The sequence below is a fragment of the Paenibacillus sp. YIM B09110 genome, from assembly GCF_037167145.1.
Taxonomy (GTDB): Bacteria; Bacillota; Bacilli; order Paenibacillales; family Paenibacillaceae; genus Pristimantibacillus.
Window position 1 is genome coordinate 218,871 of the sequence record NZ_JBANSP010000009.1, and the last position, 18,947, is coordinate 237,817.

17 protein-coding genes are annotated in these 18,947 nt (G+C 51.4%); 4 read left to right on the forward strand and 13 right to left on the reverse strand.

Annotated features, from left to right (window positions below; all coding sequences use genetic code 11):
* The first annotated feature begins 100 nt into the window (after positions 1–100).
* A complete protein-coding gene (locus V8F51_RS15895) occupies positions 101–1,552 on the forward strand; it encodes a SulP family inorganic anion transporter (protein WP_337101264.1) in 1,452 nt (483 codons plus the stop codon).
* Positions 1,553–1,607: 55 nt separating this feature from the next.
* On the opposite strand, the gene V8F51_RS15900 is transcribed toward V8F51_RS15895, so the two are convergent.
* Both V8F51_RS15900 and V8F51_RS15905 read right to left on the reverse strand, forming a co-directional pair.
* The gene (locus tag V8F51_RS15900; protein WP_337101265.1) at positions 1,608–1,877 is read right to left on the reverse strand and encodes a hypothetical protein; all 270 of its coding nucleotides are present in this window, start codon (positions 1,875–1,877) and stop codon (positions 1,608–1,610) included.
* Positions 1,878–1,912: 35 nt separating this feature from the next.
* Positions 1,913–2,356 carry a DUF6376 family protein gene (locus V8F51_RS15905; protein ID WP_337101266.1) on the reverse strand — a complete coding sequence of 148 codons (444 nt, stop codon included), beginning with the start codon at positions 2,354–2,356 and terminating at the stop codon, positions 1,913–1,915.
* A gap of 166 nt (positions 2,357–2,522) precedes the next feature.
* On the opposite strand from V8F51_RS15905, the gene V8F51_RS15910 reads away from it, so the two are divergent.
* Positions 2,523–3,935 carry a hypothetical protein gene (locus tag V8F51_RS15910; RefSeq protein WP_337101267.1) on the forward strand — a complete coding sequence of 471 codons (1,413 nt, stop codon included), beginning with the start codon at positions 2,523–2,525 and terminating at the stop codon, positions 3,933–3,935.
* On the opposite strand, the gene V8F51_RS15915 is transcribed toward V8F51_RS15910, so the two are convergent.
* Together V8F51_RS15915 and V8F51_RS15920 are read right to left on the reverse strand one after the other, a co-directional pair.
* Positions 3,904–4,497 carry a hypothetical protein gene (locus V8F51_RS15915; protein WP_337101268.1) on the reverse strand — a complete coding sequence of 198 codons (594 nt, stop codon included), beginning with the start codon at positions 4,495–4,497 and terminating at the stop codon, positions 3,904–3,906. The two genes, V8F51_RS15910 and V8F51_RS15915, sit on opposite strands and share 32 nt — an antisense overlap.
* A 167-nt stretch (positions 4,498–4,664) precedes the next feature.
* Positions 4,665–6,902 (reverse strand): MMPL family transporter, encoded by a 2,238-nt coding sequence (locus V8F51_RS15920; RefSeq protein WP_337101269.1) that lies wholly within the window; start codon positions 6,900–6,902, stop codon positions 4,665–4,667.
* A gap of 114 nt (positions 6,903–7,016) precedes the next feature.
* Between V8F51_RS15920 and V8F51_RS15925 the strand changes: the two genes are divergently transcribed.
* Positions 7,017–7,652: a TetR/AcrR family transcriptional regulator gene (locus V8F51_RS15925; protein WP_337101270.1), complete on the forward strand. Its 636-nt coding sequence runs from the start codon at positions 7,017–7,019 to the stop codon at positions 7,650–7,652.
* Between the two features lie 51 nt (positions 7,653–7,703).
* Entirely contained in the window at positions 7,704–7,997 is a 294-nt protein-coding gene (locus tag V8F51_RS15930; RefSeq protein WP_337101271.1) for a DUF3817 domain-containing protein, read from the forward strand.
* 78 nt (positions 7,998–8,075) lie between these two features.
* Here the strand turns inward: V8F51_RS15930 and V8F51_RS15935 are convergent, their stop codons facing one another.
* The 9 genes from V8F51_RS15935 to hrpB form a co-directional block, all read right to left on the reverse strand.
* Complete coding sequence (locus tag V8F51_RS15935; protein WP_337101272.1) at positions 8,076–9,389, reverse strand: hemolysin family protein; 1,314 nt, start codon at positions 9,387–9,389, stop codon at positions 8,076–8,078.
* A gap of 28 nt (positions 9,390–9,417) precedes the next feature.
* Complete coding sequence (locus V8F51_RS15940) at positions 9,418–9,777, reverse strand: Lin0512 family protein (RefSeq protein WP_337101273.1); 360 nt, start codon at positions 9,775–9,777, stop codon at positions 9,418–9,420.
* A 53-nt stretch (positions 9,778–9,830) separates the two neighbouring features.
* On the reverse strand, positions 9,831–10,988 hold the full coding sequence (locus V8F51_RS15945; RefSeq protein ID WP_337101274.1) for a DUF3900 domain-containing protein: 1,158 nt from the start codon (positions 10,986–10,988) through the stop codon (positions 9,831–9,833).
* Between the two features lie 77 nt (positions 10,989–11,065).
* Positions 11,066–12,160 (reverse strand): nitric oxide synthase oxygenase, encoded by a 1,095-nt coding sequence (locus V8F51_RS15950; RefSeq protein WP_337101275.1) that lies wholly within the window; start codon positions 12,158–12,160, stop codon positions 11,066–11,068.
* Entirely contained in the window at positions 12,157–13,017 is an 861-nt protein-coding gene (locus V8F51_RS15955) for an EcsC family protein (protein WP_337101276.1), read from the reverse strand. The genes V8F51_RS15950 and V8F51_RS15955 overlap by 4 nt, the downstream gene beginning before the upstream one ends.
* 66 nt (positions 13,018–13,083) lie before the next feature.
* Entirely contained in the window at positions 13,084–13,746 is a 663-nt protein-coding gene (gene modB / locus V8F51_RS15960; protein WP_337101277.1) for a molybdate ABC transporter permease subunit, read from the reverse strand.
* 52 nt (positions 13,747–13,798) lie between these two features.
* The gene (locus V8F51_RS15965) at positions 13,799–15,880 is read right to left on the reverse strand and encodes a HelD family protein (protein WP_337101278.1); all 2,082 of its coding nucleotides are present in this window, start codon (positions 15,878–15,880) and stop codon (positions 13,799–13,801) included.
* 92 nt (positions 15,881–15,972) lie between these two features.
* Positions 15,973–16,254, reverse strand: a complete 282-nt coding sequence (locus tag V8F51_RS15970; protein WP_337101279.1) for a DUF1294 domain-containing protein — start codon at positions 16,252–16,254, stop codon at positions 15,973–15,975.
* A 37-nt stretch (positions 16,255–16,291) separates the two neighbouring features.
* Positions 16,292–18,838 (reverse strand): ATP-dependent helicase HrpB, encoded by a 2,547-nt coding sequence (gene hrpB / locus V8F51_RS15975; protein WP_337101280.1) that lies wholly within the window; start codon positions 18,836–18,838, stop codon positions 16,292–16,294.
* Positions 18,839–18,947: the final 109 nt, after the last annotated feature.

Sequence of the window (18,947 nt, forward strand, 5' to 3'; positions counted from 1 at the left end):
CCTAGTCATGTGATCAAGTATAATGACCATTAGTGCACATCGGCCCCGACTTTTCTGAAAGAGGAAAGTCATATTATTTTCTTAGGGAGGTATATTTGTTTTGCTCTTCAACCTTAGACAAACCTGGTTTTCCAATACCCGCAACGATATTTTATCCGGAATTACCGTTGCTCTTGCTCTTATTCCAGAATCGATTGCCTTCTCGCTTATGGTTGGCGTCGATCCTATGGTCGGTATATACGCATCGTTCTGCATTGCCGTTATTACGGCTTTCGCTGGCGGCCGTCCCGGCATGATCTCGGCAGCGACTGGCGCAATGGCGCTTATAATGGTCAGCCTCGTTGATAAGCATGGCATCGAATATATGTTCGCCGCAACCATATTAGCAGGTGTGCTGCAGTTCATCATGGGTGCGCTTAAGCTAGGCCGCTTCATTCAGTTCGTTCCGCATTCTGTGATGCTCGGATTTGTGAACGCGCTAGGCATTCTCATATTTACGACGCAGCTCGTTCACTTTGTCGGCGCAAGCTGGATCATGTACGCGCTCGTCGGCTTGACGCTGCTCATTATTTATATTTTACCGAAGTTTACGAAAGTCATTCCTTCACCGCTTGCGGCGATCATTATCGTATCGCTGATCGCGATTGCGATTGGCGCAGATCTGAAGACGGTTGGTGATATGGGCAAAATCGAAAGTATCATGCCGTTCTTCCATTTGCCTGACGTCCTATTCTCTTTCGATACGTTAGCCATCCTATTCCCATATTCGTTCTCGTTAGCCATTGTCGGTATTCTTGAGTCATTATTAACGGCTTCGGTTATCGATGAGATCACGGATACGACGAGTAATAAAAACCGCGAAGTAAGAGGTCAAGGGATCGCGAATATCGTTACTGGCTTCTTCGGCGGAATGGCGGGCTGCGCATTAATCGGGCAATCGGTCGTCAACATGAAGTCTGGCGGTCGGACAAGGCTGTCAACGCTTGTTGCCGGGGCATTCCTGCTTTTCCTCATTCTCGCGCTCAGTGATATGGTTCGCGCGATCCCGATGGCTGCCCTAGTCGGCGTCATGATCATGGTAGCGATCAGCACCTTCGATTGGAGGTCGGTGCTTCATCTTCATCGAGCACCGCGAACGGATGCGTTCACGATGATCGTTACCGTCATTATCGTATTAGCGACACATGATTTGTCCAAAGGCGTTATGGCAGGCGTTGTGCTTAGCGCCCTATTCTTCGCATGGAAGATCGCTAAGATTAAAGCATCAGTCAAATTGGATGCAGAAAACGTTAAGACATATACGCTCCGCGGTCAATTGTTTTTCGGTACGACGACCAGCTTCGTCAACCTATTCGATTACATGAATGATCCGCAAGCGATTGTGTTGGACTTCGGCGGTTCGCATGTGTGGGATCAATCAGCCGTAACCGCGATGACGAAAGTGAAAGCAAAGTATGAGCTGCTGGGTAAGCAAGTCTCGTTTATCGGACTTAACGAAGAAAGCCAAACGATCATTCATAGGACGGGCTTAACCTCATCAAGCAGTAAGTAAAAAACGCGTACTCTCTGACATAAAGATTTCAGAGTGCACGCGTTTTTTCATATTGTTATTTTTCCAGCTTCGCCTTTGCCGTATCTACTAGCAGGTCGAACAGCTCATCGTCTTCCTCAAGCTGATCCTCCAAGGCCAGAAGCTCTTCTTCCTTGCCCGATTCATGAAGGAAGAACAACCCGTAGCCCCAATCTCTAGTACCGCGCTTGCTCGCAAGAGCGATCTCGTATTGATTGCTATGCCCTTCTGCTTCAAACTGTACTTTGCCGACATACCCATCTTCCTTCGAGTACGTCATCTCCGCGTTCAAAATCGTAATTTGCATGTTCAAATTTCTTCCTCTCGGCATTGTAACTGTCACTATTGCGGTGTTAGTTGATTTAATTGATTGAGCAGCTCATTGATCTTATTAATCGTATCCGGAATTCCAGTCGCTTCGAATGCTGCCCGGCCTTGCTCGATATTCGTCAGCGCCTTATCGATGCTTAGATTCAACTGTGCATTATATTCGGTAATCGACTGATGCAGGTCCTTCGCATAATCCGGAACGGTCAATGCCCCGTATTCCTTGATCTGCTGCTTGAGCGCCAGCAATTGCTCCTTCAGATCGGTTCTTGCATTCAAATCGGTTAATGCTTGCTCAGCCATTGTCTGCATGTTTTGTCCGAAGTTCGTAATCGACTGCAAATAAGTCGTTGTTTCTGCTGCGAAATTGACGGTTTGAGTTGCTTCCTCGATAATGCCGCACCCTGCGGCAAATACCATAGCTGCGACTACAATCAGCATTAAGCTCCTTCTCATCATCAGTAAACCTCTCCTTATGACCATGCTTAAGTAGAATAGCATAGCCTCTAATCAGCTTGCAACCGTATAGGAGATTCATGATGAACGCCTATCCAGCCCCTTGCATACATTACAATACGATTCTGACACAGCTCGGTTTCGTGTATCCCATGAGAGGGTGATTTGGATGGTTATTCAATTAACGGCGCTGCACTGGGTATATCTAGGCTTCATAGTCGCCATTATTGGATTCATGCTAATGAGACGCGATACGACGTTAATCTGTATCGCGGGCATACTCGGCATCGGTTTGCTTGCAACCACATCGGCAAGCGGCTCGGTAAGCGGTATTTTCGATAGCTTTATTTTTGCCATCAAAGAATTAATAGGCACGATACTCATCATATCTATCATCGTTGCCATGAGCCGCGTGCTTATACGCACCGGAATAAATGAGATCATGATCTCGCCATTCACTTGGTTCATGAAAACGCCGGCGCTTGCTTTCTGGGGAATCGGCATCATCATGATGGTGACATCATGGTTTTTCTGGCCGTCGCCAGCCGTAGCGCTTGTCGGGGCAGTGCTTCTGCCCGTCGCCATTCGCGTCGGATTGCCGGCTCTCGGCGCTGCCGTCGCCATGAACTTGTTCGGGCATGGCATCGCATTGTCCGGCGACTATATTATTCAAGGCGCGCCAAAGCTGACAGCTGACGCTGCAGGATTGCCAGTCAGCGAAGTGATGCAGGCGAGCATACCGCTTGTTATCGTAATGGGTGTCGTGACGACCGTTGCAGCCTATTGGATGATGCGCCGCGATCAGCGGCTCGGCAAATGGAATGACGGGCTCGTCGCCGCGACACCGGATGAGATCAAGGCAGACAGCAAGGATCAGGCCGAAGGAGCTGCCAGTCTATCGCTGCGAACGAAGCAAGTGCTCGCTGTCCTCATTCCCGTCTTGTTCGCGATTGATGTCATAACGATGTTCCTGTTAGATCTGCAAGGAGGAGAAGCTACCGCACTCATCGGCGGTACCTCCATCCTGATCATGCTGCTGATCACGATGCTGTCGCATCGAGGCAAAGGGCTTGAGAAGACGACCAGCTATTTAATAGAAGGATTCCTATTCGGCTTCAAGGTGTTCGGCCCCGTTATTCCAATTGCCGCATTCTTCTACCTTGGCGATTCGGGCTTCCTGTCCTTGTTCGGCGAGAAGCTGCCTGACGGCTCACTAGGTATCGTCAATGATCTTGGTCTTGCTCTCGCACATGTCGTACCCGTTAATGGCGCAGTGGGTTCTGTAACTCTGACTGTAGTTGGCGCGATTACCGGACTCGACGGCTCAGGCTTCTCCGGCATTTCGCTTGCCGGTTCCATTGCCCAGCTGTTCGGCCACGCGATCGGATCAGGTCTAGCGACACTGACCGCGCTTGGGCAAGTCGCCGCCATCTGGGTCGGAGGCGGTACGATCATTCCTTGGGCGCTTATTCCGGCAGCGGCCATCTGCGGCGTAAGCCCATTCGAGCTCGCTCGCCGCAACTTAAAGCCGGTACTGCTCGGGCTTACCGTTACGACGATTGTTGCGATGTTCTTGATTTAAGTCGTTTTTTCTTCCTGACGTATAGTAAAGCTATCGTCCCTATAGTGAGCAGCAGCAGTATGAGCGGGATCATATAGCTGCTGCTTGCTTCGTTATTAAGCCCAGTCTGTGGTACTGTCGGTATAGAGCCTTTGCCTAGCGCAGCTAGGTCTTCACCTGCATCGCTGTACAGGGCTGTTCGGCTGCACAAGCTGACCTCCAATGATTTGCCCGTATCGCGGGCATATACGACGTACCGCTGCCCGCTCTTGAATTCGAATCCGCAGCTATCGCTGCCGTTAGCGGATACGACCGCAATATCGGCTGTTACAAGACCTTTCCATACCTCGTTAACGTGAAAATTCGTTTTGACAGCTTCTGCCGACGATTGGAACAACGGCAAGCCGGATTTCTTAACCGAGACAGCCGTTCCTGCGAATACAGCGTCATTACGGTCACTTGCGGCCCTTACATCACCAATTTCCGCACATGAACATGCATACGTCATCTGCGGCGCGGACAATAAGCCGCCGGATACAAGCATCGCTCCAACCAACATCAACCAAATCCATTTTGTTCTCACTATCTTTATTCCCCCATTTTCTAATGACTCTAAACCAATTCTCTATTCAATATATAACGTTTGAGGATGGAAAATTGTTTCAAGTACTCCTATTTCTTAGTTGGAATGGCGCAAAAGAAAATGCCTCGGCGACATCGAATGTCTGCCGAGGCATTGTTATTCATTTATTATTGACGTGCAGACACTGCCGGTTGCTTCTTCTTCGGCTCCTCGATCAAATCCGCTTTGCCTGGCCAAAATGCTTTTTTGCCAAGCAACGCCGTAATTGCAGGAACTAGGAACGGACGAACGATGAACGTATCCATGAGCACACCGATTGCGGTTATTAAGCCGAATTGGACAAGCACTTGAATCGGAAGCGTCGCAAGCACCGCGAACGTCGCAGCCAATATGAGGCCTGCCGAAGTAATTACGCCCCCAGTCTCGCCAACCCCTTCTTGAATCGCTTGCTTAAGCGGCATCTTCTTGCGCTTCTGCCAAATACTCGAGATCATGAAGATGTTGTAATCCTCGCCAAGCGCTATAAGGAACACGAACGCGTATAGCGGAATAGCCCCTTGTATGGCGTCGACGCCCATGAAGTAATGCAAAATGATCCAGCCTAGTCCTAACGCCGCTCCATAGGATAATAGAACTGTGGCAATCAGATAAAGCGTTGCGGTAATGGAGCGTAAATAGATCAGCAGCAATATCATAATTAAAATGGTAACGAGCGGAATGATAACCGTGTTATCACGATCGGTCAGCACCTTCGAATCATGCTGGGCAGCCGTCTGACCTCCGACCCATACTTTTTCGTCCGAATCACCAATGCTGGCATCGGCAAGAGCATCACTTGCCGCTTCCTTGATCGCCGGAATGAGCGCCATCGCTTCTTGCGAATACGGATTAATATCAAGCACCACCGAGTAGGCAAGCAAATTAGGATCTTCCGAACTAACCTGCGGTTCAGCAACATGATCGATATGGGCAACCGACTGCAGCTTGGAAGCGACATCGACCTGCTTCCCATCCGTATTCACGACTACGGTTACCGGAGCAAGATCGCCCGGCGTGAACGAAGCGGAGATGACGTCGAAGCCTTCTCTCGATTGCATATCCTTCGGAAATGAAGACAGCAAATCATACGTATACTTGATTTGCGTCGAGAACGTTGCCAATGCGCCAAGAAAGACAAGGCAGACGAGGACGACTGTCCACGGCTTCGTGACGACGAGCTTGCCGACCTTCATACCAAGCTTCTTATTTGCATTCGGCTTGATGTAAGTTTTGCCGCGACTCGCAGCACGAGCTTGATGCTCCTCCTCCGTACGCGGAACGAACGGATAGAATGAAGCGCGGCCGAAAATCGCGAGCAGCGCAGGTACGAGCGTCAAGCTGGCGATACCCATAATGAGAATAGACAGGCTGAACGGAACCGCAAAGCGGTCATAGGCGCCGTACCTGGCTGCCAGCAGGGCGAACAAGGACAGAACGACCGTAAAGCCGCTCATCGCTATGGCGCCGGACGCATCTTTGAAGGCACGCTTTAAGGCCAGGCCCTTATCCTTCTCGCGCGTCAATTCCTGACGGTAATGTGAAATGAGGAATAAGCAATAATCCGTGCCTGCTCCGAAAAGAAGTACGGTCATAATAGAGATCGCCTGCGCGTCAACCGTGATATATCCTTCTCCTGCCATCCAGCCGAGTATCGGGCTTGTTACCAAATAAGCGAATCCAACGCCGACAAGCGGAATAATAGCTAGAATCGGCGACCGGTAGATGAGCAGCAATAGGATGAGGACGAGCAATACGGTAGCGATCATCAACGATACGTCTGCGCCCTTGAACAAGTCCGTGGCGTCTACCGATATGCCGACCGGTCCGCTAAGGCGAACCGTAAGCTGCTCGGCATCGTTGATCGATGCAGCGAACGGGTCTTGGCCCGAAGCCTCGCGAATAATCGTCTTGATTTCTTCCAAATTCTCTTTCAGTACTTCCGTTTCTGTCTGCTCGGCGAACGAGACAGGCTGTACGAAAGTCGTTTTATCCTCGGATACGAATTGCTGCAAGGCAGGCAGCGGCATTGTATGGAGCGGAATAAGCTCGCCCTGCGCTTCAAGCGGATGATCCGTTAAAGCTTGGGAGGTTTGCCCAATGTAAGTCAAATCGTCATTCGTTAATCCGCCTTCGCGATGCCAAACAATAAGAGCAGGCACACCGGAGGCATTAGGGAACTTCTCTTTAATAAGCCGATCAGCCAGTAATGACGGACTGTTGTCTTCCAGATTTTGCGCGTTGTTCTGCTCATTGTCACCAACTGCTGGCAGCGTCAGCGTCAGTATGGCCGCAAGTACAATCCAAATCCCGAGCGTTATCCACCTAGTACGGCGCCCGGCAACGATTTCGCCTATTTTCTCAATCATGACTCCATCCTCCATTTCACATCTTCATTCAAATCGTTTAATATAGTATTACGAGCTCAAATTAATTATATATACCCGAAGGTTAATTAATCAACCTATAAATATTACGATTTCATGAATGAGGTGCAACGATTGAAAGAAGAACAGCCAAGACGCAAACCGGGACGCCCTAAACGTTCCGAAACGATACAGCCCAATCAGCTTATTTTGCGCACCGCCGCCATGCTGTTCATGGAGCACGGCTTCGAGAAGGTGTCGCTTGAAGGCGTGGCGAAAGCATGCCGCATAACGAAAGCAAGCGTCTATTACTATTTCGACAACAAAGCGAAGCTCTTCACGGAATGTCTGTTATTCGTGCTTAAGATTGCTTACGACCAGACCGCTCTAATCATGCGTGGCCCAGGAACGCTAAAGGAACGTCTGCTCATTGTTGCGGAACGTCATATGAATAATGCGCATGTCGAGTTCGAGACGATGATGCGCGAAGCCGCGGCTGGCTTGTCGGAGGAACAGATTATGCAGATCCGGGATGGAGAAGCACAGCTTCATATTCTTTTGAGTGAAATTTTCGCGCAAGCGATGGAAGAAGGCGTGATCACGAAATCCGATCCCCTGCTGCTCTCCCATACGTTCACGGCCATGATGACGGTACGCAATCACAAACAATTATTAAATGATCAAAAATCGGTGAAACAAGCTTCCGCCGAAATCGTACAATTACTTTGGGACGGATTACAGCCTCGTTCTTAAGGCAATGGTTCGTTTCATCGATACTGCGATTATGTAATTGGAGGTGTTATTTTGTTCAAAACCGCTATCGGCCGTTTAAGAATTGTCGGATTTTATGAGGGAATCTCGTTTTTGGTATTATTGCTGATCGCGATGCCGCTCAAATATTGGGCTGACCTGCCGCATATGGTTACCGTCGTCGGCAGCCTGCATGGTTTGCTGTTCACTCTCTACGGGCTTGCCTTGCTTCACGTTTGGATTAAGCACCGATGGTCATTCTTGAAGGTTGTTGCTGCATTTATCGCCGCATTCCTTCCCTTCGGCACGTTCATATCCGATGCTAAGCTGTTGCGCAATCATCCTTAATTAGCGCTATAAAGAAGCGCCGTCCCGTCATCAAACGATGACCTCGACGGCGCGTCTTTATGTTCAACACTATACGATTTAAGCATGACCGAACGCTTCGGCATCCGACTCATTCATAGCGATCTCGATCTCTACCTTGCGAATCCGATTATCGTCCCGCTCCCTAATCGTAAACGTCATATTATGATAACTCCACGATTCGCCGACTGGCAGATCTGGCTTCTGATTAAATAACCAACCGCCGATGGAGTCCACTTCCTCGCTATCCAGATCCGTGCCGGCCGTGTCGTTGAATTCGACGATCAATGCTTTGCCGTCCACCATATAACGATGCTCGTTCAGCATCTCGATCTCCTTCACTTCATCGGCGTCAAACTCGTCTCGAATCTCGCCAACAATTTCCTCGATGATATCCTCGATCGTAATAAGGCCCGATGTCCCGCCATACTCGTCGAGCAAAATAACGATATGTACGCGCTCCAGCTGCATTTTTCGCAGCAGCTTGTTAATCGGCATCACATCGGGCACGGACATCACAGGCTGCAGCAGCGATTTGACGTCCAGCGCTCGGTCGCTGTCGTAGCGCAGAAAAAACTGCTTCGTATTCACGATGCCAATAATATTGTCCTTGCTTCCGCTCGCATACGGAAACCGCGTATATTGCTCCTTCTTGATGACTGCGAGGTTCTCGTCGTGAGAATGTTCAGCGAACAGACATACCATGTCCGTACGCGGTACCATGATTTCACGCGCGAGCCGCTCGTCGAACTGGAAAATACGATTCACATATCCGTATTCGCTTTTGTTGATTTTGCCGCTCTCATAGCTCTCCGATAGGATGATCCGAATCTCTTCCTCCGAATGGGCTTCATGCTCTTGGGCCGGCTTGAAGCCAAGCAGCCTGACGAGGCTGTTAGCCGAGCCGTTAAGCACCCAGATGAACGGATACATAACCTTATAGAAAATAATAATGATCGGCGCGGTTAGCTGGCTGATACGCTCTGACATAATGATAGCCACCGTCTTTGGCGCCAGTTCGCCAAGAACGACATGCAAGTAGGTAACGAGCACGAAGGCAATAAGGAATGACAGAACCGAGCTTACCTCATCCCCCAGCTCTAGTCGATGGAATATAGGATGCAATATTAGTTCAACCGTAGGCTCCCCTAGCCAACCGAGACCGAGAGCTGTAATCGTGATCCCTAGCTGACAAGCGGATAAGTAGCCATCCAGCTTCAAGGTAACCTGTTCAACCGCCCTAGCATTTTTCAACCCTTCCGCAACCATCTGACTGACGCGACTTGAACGCATTCGGATGATTGAGAATTCCGTTGCAACGAAAAAAGCGGTAAACACAAGCAGCAGCACAAATATGACAAGCTTTAAAACCATCGTCTTCTTCCTTTGCTAGGTAATGTGGCTAGTAACCGACCTCCACCGACGCATTCACGATGTAGATGAGATCGTTTTTGTCATCTTTGTCCGGCAGTATGACGCCGCTCGTCGTAACCATGCCGCCATCGATAATCTCGACGGTTACTTGGCCGTATGGCAGCGCGGCCTTTACCTGCTCCACGTCGAGCAGGTCGCGATCGCAAGGAATAGCAAGCTTCACATGAACCTTCATGTTATCAAGCGTGCCGCCTGGCAATACAGAGCGCAGACCGGGCATCGAATTATGGTGAATCGCATTTTGAACGGCGCGCACCGATGCTTTTGTAATATTTTGACCGTGCAGATCGCAACCCATGCCTATTTCTATGAAAAATAACTTGTCCACTTATACAGCCTCTCCTTTAATTGTCAAATAGATACATGCTAGCTTGCATAACTTTACCAAGGCACATCGTCGTCATTCACGTTAGTCGTACCGCCGCTGTTGTCGTTATAGCTATAGCCTGAACCGTCAAACTCATCTTTCGGCTGTTTGCTTCCGATGATTGGCAATACATCGGATAGATCGGGCGGCTGCAGCAGCTCGACCGGCGACATCCCTTTATCGAATTGGAACGCATCGCCTTCGATCACGACAACATAACGTCCGTTATGCTTCGCGATATGGAGCGATTCGCCGAAATCTGCGAGCAAGCCCTTTATCGTAATGCTGTCCAGCTTGAACGTGAACGGCAAGTCCGGCTTCTGCTCGACGAGCGCCGCCGATGCGACAGCCACCTGCTCCTGAGGCCACCATTCTTGAATGTCGCGTTTCTCGCTGGCTGCCCATACTTCCACCGCATTCTCCTCTTCGCGGCGCTCCGTGCTCTCATCATCCTGCCACTTGTCCGATATGTATTGCTGTACCATCTCAATAACCTGCTCGCCCATTACCTCAGGCAATGGCTTCTCGTAAGTAACGTATTTCAAGAAATCTTCGAAATACCGAGCATGCGACGATTGATGAATCTTCAGCTCCCAATGCTCGAGCATGCCTTCCTCCGGCATATGCGGATACTGAATCGACTTGATGCTGCGGGAGCTGATGGCCATCTCGACCTGCGAGATTAAGCTGCGCTCATCCGCAATTCGCGCAATCTTCGGCTCGAAGTCGCATTTAAGCAAAAATAAAAAAGGCTCGTCAAAATACGTGTTCAGCTTGGATAGAGCAATAATGAACGCTCCGCCGCGCACCGCGCTAGTATCCATATAAATACGAACAAGCTCGTCGGCGATGCCAAAGAATCGCTCCTTCGTATCTGCATCGCGCAGCCTTTGGAACAGATTGTAGTTCTGATTGCTGCCGAGCTCATAACCCGGTTCAACCGCGAAGCGGCCGATCTTCGTCGGCGCGTTCGCCGTATTCGGATTGCGCTCGACCTTGCGCTTCACGATCCTCGTGAACTCATCGTCTAGAAACTTCTTAATCTCACTGTCCTCATACGTATCCTCATCAAGCGTCTGATAATGCTTGAAGCGCTTGCCTGACGATGAAGCACTCTCTTCGCCGTCTGTATGAATAACGAAAAACGATAAATATTGCATATGAAAATCCACGGCTGCTACTCCCCCCTGTTTTTCTGATTAGGAATTGATGGCACGTATTTACAGGAACTATAGCCTGTTTGCTTTGCTCAATAAAGCGGCTGTTGATAGCGGAACTGCGGACTCCGCTCCGTGTCGTCATAGCTGCGATGCCAGATAGCTGTCGTTGCCGGAGACATCGGAGGTATTAACCACGACCATCTTCCAGTCACGGTTCTGCCGTTCTCCTGCTCCTGTTTCTCGAATCTGGCGAATTGCTCGGCGGCCGTATGATGATCGACAATACTGACGCCGTTTTTCTTAAACGAGTGCAGCACTGCGATATTTAACTCCATTAATGAACGGTCTTTCCATAAGGATAGGTTCGTTGAAGTATCTAGGCCGAACAGCCGCGCGACTTGCGGAAGCTGATTGTAGCGGTTATTGTCTGCCAGATTGCGTGCACCAATCTCCGTTCCCATATACCAACCATTGAAAGGAGCTGCCGAATAGCGGATGCCGCCGATCTCTAGCTCCATATCGGATACGAACGGAACCGCATACCACCGCAGTCCTAGCTGCTCGAATCCATCATGCTCCGGGTGCGTAAGCTTCACTTCAAGCGTCGTCTCCGCCGGCAACCCGTACCATCTCGGCTCATGGTCGCCTCGTTGGATAACAAGCGGCAATAGGTCAAACGACGTTCCTGTCCCGCGCCAGCCTAGCTTCTCGCAAGCTTCAGTCAAAGCAAGGGAAGCCGGATCGCCGACCATACCGTCCTCCAGCTGATAGCCTGCGTATCGGACAAGCTGATGATTCCATATCCGAATACAGCTGCCAGCATGCGTCTCCCTCGGCGCAAATATAGTAATCGCCGGTCTGATTCTCCCGCCGTTCGTGGCATATTTCATGTGGTTAAATATATGTGCGGCGATCGTATCTTCATCTTCAGCCTCTCTTGCATCGAACACTTCAAGCGCCTGCCAGAACAGTCTGCCGATGCAGCGATTGCTATTGCGCCATGCCATCTTCGCGCCATGCTTAAGCTCTTCCGATGTATGCGAATAAGTCCCTCTTGCTTCGATTTCTTCATCAATCTGCCGCAGTCTGCTCTCGGTTTCCTGGACTGACTTGCCAAGCTCCGAATAGCAGGCGCGGATAAAGGAGGCTGCCTCCTCCATTAATGCTCTCTGTGCTGTAATCATGTTGCACTTCCGCCGCCTTCCTTCAGCTTAACCAGTACTCTTCGTTTTCGGTATAACATCGTTGCCGCTTCTGCGACATCATTCAGCGTGCTGCGATTAATGAAAGCCCCGAACACAATTCCGGCAATCGGGATGAGCTGGAACAGCTTCTTCAAGCCGAAGTTGTCGCGGTATACGTTAACGACTTCACGCCAGCCTTGCAACTGCGACAGCATATGGCTTCCTTGCCCCTCGCTCTCCGTCCCGTATGCGATTAATTCATCTAATATGGCTTTTTTGCCGACAATGTCCGATGAGGCGAATTGCATGACCTTTACAGCGAAGATGCGCTCTTCCTTCAGCTTTGGGTTATATCCATAGCATATGGCAATCTCTTGTATGATCTTTAGCGATAGGCCAAGAATGGCTGGAATGTCAATTGCAAGCGTAAAGATGCCTCCGATTCCCGTTGTCGCGCCTTGAACGGTCGCCATGGCTGTACGGCTGCTCTTCAGCTCCGCAGCCGTCCTGTCCATAACGGCAAGCGGCAGCGATGCGCAGTCTTCCACGGTCAGCACGACGTCGCTGCCGGATAACGATGCGTCCATCTCGACAGCCTCCGCATTTCGCGCAAGCTTGCTTGTTATCGTTTTCTCCGAAACGAGGTATTTGCCCCCGTTCTGAATAAAGCCGCCGACTTCATCGACAGCCTGTCCGAGCTTCGCTTGAATAAATTTCGGCGTTAATTTGTCGAGCAGCATGAACGGCAATCGTCCAAGCTTCTCCCAGAACCATAGGTCCTTCTGATCGTTCTCCCATGCTTCTATTTCTCTCAAAGCTTCTAATAACCGCTCATTAGAATCCGATACGATTGGCATACGCGCTCTGCCTCCTTCTCTGGAGTGTTATACGAAACATTGCGGAAAGCGGATGCGCCGTTCACATTATTGTTCCATTTTGCGGCCGGTAAATGAGAGGAGCAGGAAAGAAAATAAGACGATGCTGATCGTCCATGCCCATGCCATCGCCGTATGGCCGGAATCGACCGCCACATAAATGGCTGTCGGCACGGTCTGCGTCTTGCCTGGTATGTTGCCGGCAATCATAAGCGTCGCTCCGAACTCGCCCAAGCATCTGGCAAAGCCAAGCACGAATGCCGTTAGCAGCGAATGCTTGGCTAGCGGCAGCGTAATGTAGCGCATAACCTGCCTCTCGCTGGCACCTGCGGAACGTGCCGATTCTAACAGACTTTTATCGATGGTCAGAAATCCGACCTTCATGGACTGGTAGACAAGCGGGAACGCAACAATAACCGCAGCGATAACCGCTGCGGTCCAAGAGAAAACGATAGGTTGATTGAAAAGCCATTCATAGCTTTTCCCGATCCAGCTTCTGCGGCCAAGCGCCACAAGCAATATAAACCCGACGACGGTTGGAGGCAATACGAGAGGAAGCATGAAAGCCGTCTCAACGACGCTCTTGCCCCTGAACGATCGCCGCGCCATGAAGTGCGCGACAATAATGCCGATGATAGCTACCAATAGACTAGCCGTCACCGAAACCTTCAGCGATAGCCAAAGCGGCGGCAGCAGCTCATTCCCATTCATAATTGCAAAGGCCTCCCGTGCGTATGTGAGATACCTTCCCATTATAAACGAATTAAGCGCCCTCGCCCAGCAAAGAAGTTCGTTGTCCCAGGTAGAGCAGCTTCAACATATGAAGCGCGCGCGTACAACCGACATAAAGGAGCTTCGAGTCGAGCGGTCCGTATGCAGCTTCCCCCGCATCAGCAACGAGCACGGCGTCGAACTCCAGTCCCTTCGATAAGTAGACGGGAACGACTGTCAGGCCGCCTCCATAAGATGGTTGCTTGCTTTGGACAAGGGAGGCTTCAATTCCTTTGTCGATCAAGAAGCTATGGATTTGTTCGCATTCATGCGCGGTTCTTCCGATGACCGATATCGTCTCGTAAATGCCCTTCGCCTTCCATTCGCTCACTGTTTGTTCAATCGAAGCAAGCCATTCGCTCTCCTCTGTCCCGATCGTCTCGACCGGGTCGCCGCTCCTGAATACAGGCACGGCTGGCTTAACCCCGCCCGACATTTCGCCTAAGATCAGGTTGGCGAATTCGATAATCTCCATCGTTGAGCGATAGCTCCGGTTAAGCTCGTGGAATCCGGATTGCTCCTCAGGGAACAGTTCCATAAGCTGAGACCAGTGCTGGATTCCCGTGTAAGCATGAATACCCTGCTGCAAATCGCCGAGTACCGTCATCGACGGCGTTCGTTGGCATAGCTTAAGCGCTTCAAGCTGGAACGGCGAATAATCTTGCGCCTCGTCAATGACGATATGATCGAAGGACGGTTTATCCAGTCCATATAACTGCAGATGGATATAGACGAGCGGCGCGAGGTCTTCGGCAGCGGCGATTCCTTGCTTAAGCCGAGCCGCTGTCTCTGCGGCGATAGCTTTCGGCACGGCTGGATCGGCTTGCTTGCCTTGGAACAACGAGGCATAAAGCTGAACCGCAGTAAACGACGGTATCTTTTTCACAAAGGCATTAAATTTCGTTAGCGCCTTTGCTCTTACTTTCTTATCGACAACGCCGCGCTGCTTCAGCTCGGATTCAAACCAACGCCGAATTCGGCTGGCTAGCCGGTCGCGTTTCTTCATAACCGTCTCTTCGCCATAATCGGTGTCGTACCACTCGCGCATTAGCGCAGGCGACAGCTCGAGTCGATCAATCGGGCTGAACGGAACGATAGGTACGATATTTTGCTCGAACGCTGCAATTCGCTTATCAACCATTTCCTTGAAGGCCAAGCTGCCCTTCCATCTTCCGGAAGCAGATTCAATCTCAGATGCCGTTCTGCGTTGTTCGAACCAAAATTCCATCGTCTCAGATGGATCGCTTTGCCTTACGGTGTGCTCCAGCAGCTCAATCGCCCAGTCCGAGAACGTCGTCTGCTGGATGTCTCCTACGCCGAGCTCCGGCAGAACGCCGGAAATATAGTCGAGGAACATTCGGTTTGGCGCGAAAATAATCATTCTCTCCGCCCGCATCCGATCCGCGTATTGATAGAGCAGAAATGCGAGACGATGGAGCGCAACGGTCGTTTTACCGCTGCCCGCTACCCCCTGAATGAATAATGCTTTCGCGCGATCGGCGCGAATAATACGGTCCTGCTCGCCTTGAATGGTAGAAACGATGTCACGAAGCTTGTTATCCTTGTTCTCGCCCAAGCGATATAAAAGAAATTCGTCAGTGACCGCTTCCTCTTCTTGGCCTCGCACATAGCTGTCGACCAATCTTACAAGCTCGCCCTGACGAATCATGAAGTTGCGCTTTAAATGAATATAACCCGACACTTCGCCATCGGGCGATTCGAACGTTCCCGGCGCATCTCCGCCCGTGAATGAATAGAATAAGCTGGCTGCCGGCGCTCTCCAGTCGATAACGAGCAGCTCGTTGCTGCTCTGCTTGGCGACGCCTGCCTTGCCTATGTAGAGCGGCATCTGCTTACCATTCGGCAGCTCCTCGAAGTCGATGCGGCCAAAGTACGGCTCGCGGTGCGCGATCTCCAGCCTCTGTCTTCTCTCTTCGCGCTGCAGGTCGAGCATTTGCTCGGTAAAGTCGTCTCCCGTATATCGCGGACCGATTGCTCCCAGCTGATCTTCAATATCCCGAATTGAAGCAGAGAGCCGATCCTTTTCCTCTTGATAGGCACTTTGAACGGTCATTAGTCAGTTACCTCCTAAAAGTAGTCATTAAAAAAACGAGTGTCAAATATACCATAGGAAGCTTTCTCGATGCAATGCCCATTTCGCTTGGATTAACCGACATACCGATAAAGTGCGACTACAAGGGCCACTTGCAGTACGAATATAGCCGGAATTCCGAATACAAAACTATTGTGCTTCGTCTTATGCCGCCAGGTACGCATGCCAATCCAAGTTCCGATGCTGCCCCCAATGGCACTCAGCGTGAACAGTCGTTTCTCCGGTACGCGTCGACGCTGCTTGACTGCCAGCTTCTTGTCTCTCCCCATTAAAGCGAAGGTATACAAATTGATAATTAGCAAATAAGACAATACGATGATGTATCCCATATCCATAGTTTACCTCCTCTTTTCAACTAACAATTCTTATTCCTCAAGTGCCGCGCGGCTTAGCACGGTTCGTCGGTGCTGCGCTGTATGGATCATCCGGCCAAAAATGCTTCGGATACCGCCCCTTCAGATCCTTCTTCACCTCAAAATAAGCCGATTCCCAGAAGCTTCGCAAATCCTGCGTCACCTGAACGGGGCGCTGCGAAGGGGACAGCAAATGCAGCGTGAGCGGCAGCTTGCCTCTCGCCAGCCTCGGCGTATCCTGGAGGCCGAACATTTCCTGCAGTCTGACTGCTAGCACAGGCGCTGAGGGGTCACTGTAATCGATCGGAATACGGGAGCCGCTTGGCACTGTATAATGGGTCGGCACCTGCTCGTCCAGCTCCTGCTGCTGCGCCCATGACAACATGCCGCCAAGCAACTGAGCCATATTCAGCCGCTGGAGATCGTTACGGCTCTTCATGCCGTAGAGATGCGGCTTCAGCCATTCCTCGAGCGTGCTTAGCAGCGCCTCGTCGGTTGCCTCAGGCCAATCCTTCCCGCCAAGCGCCATCAGCTTTATTCTAGCTTGGAGCGCAAGCGCCGGCTTAGTCATAGGAAGCAAACCCATACCCTCCATACGGATTCCAGCGATCAGCGCATCGGCAACCTTCTCTTCATCGGGACCGGATATCGGCACCTCTCCGAGCACGATTGCGCCAAGCCTCCTTCTTCTGCGGGAACGAACGGCTAGCGCCCCTCGATCCCACTCAATCACTTCTTCAACCGTAATGTATGGAGTCATAAACGTTTCAATATCAGTCATAGACAAATCTGCGGCAAGCCTTATTCTGCTCTCCGTACCCGTGTCATCCAGTTCGCAAGCAGCCAACATCTCGCTTCGAGACAACGGTTGTACGTCGGGAAGCACAGCCCCTCTTCCATTAGCCAGCAAATATCGGCCATCGCTTCGCCGCTGAGCGATTCGGTCCGGATAGGCCGCAGCGAGAAGAACGCCAAGACTTGGCCGTACGGCTAGAGAGGTCGATTGCGATGACGAAGGATTTGAACCCTTTAAAGTCGCGCCATTTCCTGTTCCATACTCGGCAACCGAGCGTTTCCATTGCTCAGCTTGCTGAGCCATTCGTCGTACAGCGGCGGCATCCGCAGAAGCGCTCTTTCCGTTCAAAGCATCAAGACGAAACTTCATATCCACGCTTCGCTCATTTGGAAGCAAGTCTCGCTCGCTAAGCAGTGCTGCCAGCTCGCAGCCTTCGCTTGCACAGCCCCATTCCGCAGCGCGCATTACCATTGCGCCAAGGCGGGGATGCATGCCGAAGCGTGCCAGTTTAAGCCCCTCCGGCGTAGGTTTGCCGTTCGCGTCAAGCGCGCGCAGCTTCTTCAGCAGTTCAATCGCTTGCTCGAACGCTGACTTCGGCGGCGGCGTAAGCCAATCCAGCTCGGCGGGGTCTTGGATACCCCATACCGCAAGCTCAAGCGCTAACGGCGCAAGATCAGCATCCATAATTTCCGGCATGCTCTGTGCAGGCAGGTATGGATGCTCCTGCTCCGTCCACAGCCTGTAGCAATGGCCCGGAGCAAGACGGCCGGCACGGCCGCGGCGCTGATCGGCCGAAGCTTGCGAGACCGCGACCGTCTCCAGCCGAGTCATGCCAGTCCGCGGCGAGAACCGCGGCACGCGCATAAGTCCGCTGTCGACAACAATCGTCACCCCTTGAACCGTCAAGCTTGACTCGGCGATTGATGTCGCAAGTACGATCTTGCGTTCGCTAGGTAAGCATGGCGCGACTGCCGCATCCTGCAACGATAGCGGCATCGTGCCGTAGAGCTCCGCTATGCGCACGCCGGAAGGCAATCCTGCCGCAACAAGCCAGCTCGCCGTACGCCGAATCTCGAGCGCGCCAGGCAAGAAAACGAGCACATCGCCATCATGGGCACGAAGCGCGCTTACGATCGTGCTGCCGACGGTCTGTTCAATCCGCGCCTCCCGCGAGGGACGTGCAGCCGCATAATGAGTATCGACAGGGAATACTCTTCCCTCCGAGCGAATAATAGGCGCAGCGCCTAACAGTGCGGCAATAGGCTCCGCATCGAGTGTTGCGGACATAACAAGAAGCCGCAGCTCCTCACGAAGCAGCGACTGAGATTGCAAGCTAAGCGCCAGACCTAGATCGCCATGCAGATGGCGCTCATGAAATTCATCGAACAGGATCGCGCCTACTTGCTCAAGCGCGGCATCCTCCTGCAGCATTCGAGTCAATACGCCTTCCGTAACAACCTCAATTCGTGTCTTGGCGCTGACCTTCGTTTCAAGCCGTACGCGATAGCCGACCGTCTCCCCCGCTTGTTCGCCAAGCGAGCGAGCCATATATTGCGCGGCTGAGCGAGCCGCAAGTCTTCTTGGCTCAAGCATAACGATACGCTTGCCGTTCAGCCAAGGCTCATGCAGCATAGCGAGCGGCACTCTTGTCGTCTTGCCAGCCCCCGGCTCGGCGATCAGCACCGCATTAGCGCCGTTCCGGAGCGCTTCCAGCAGTTCGGGCAATACAGCATCAATAGGCAATGGCTGTTGCTGTTGCTGTTGATTCATGGTGATTCTCCTTAAGTGTTTGCGTAGCAAACACACCTCGTAAGATTAGGCTTAGTGTTTGCGTAGCAAACACACCTCGTAAGATTAGGCTTAGTGTTTGCGTAGCAAA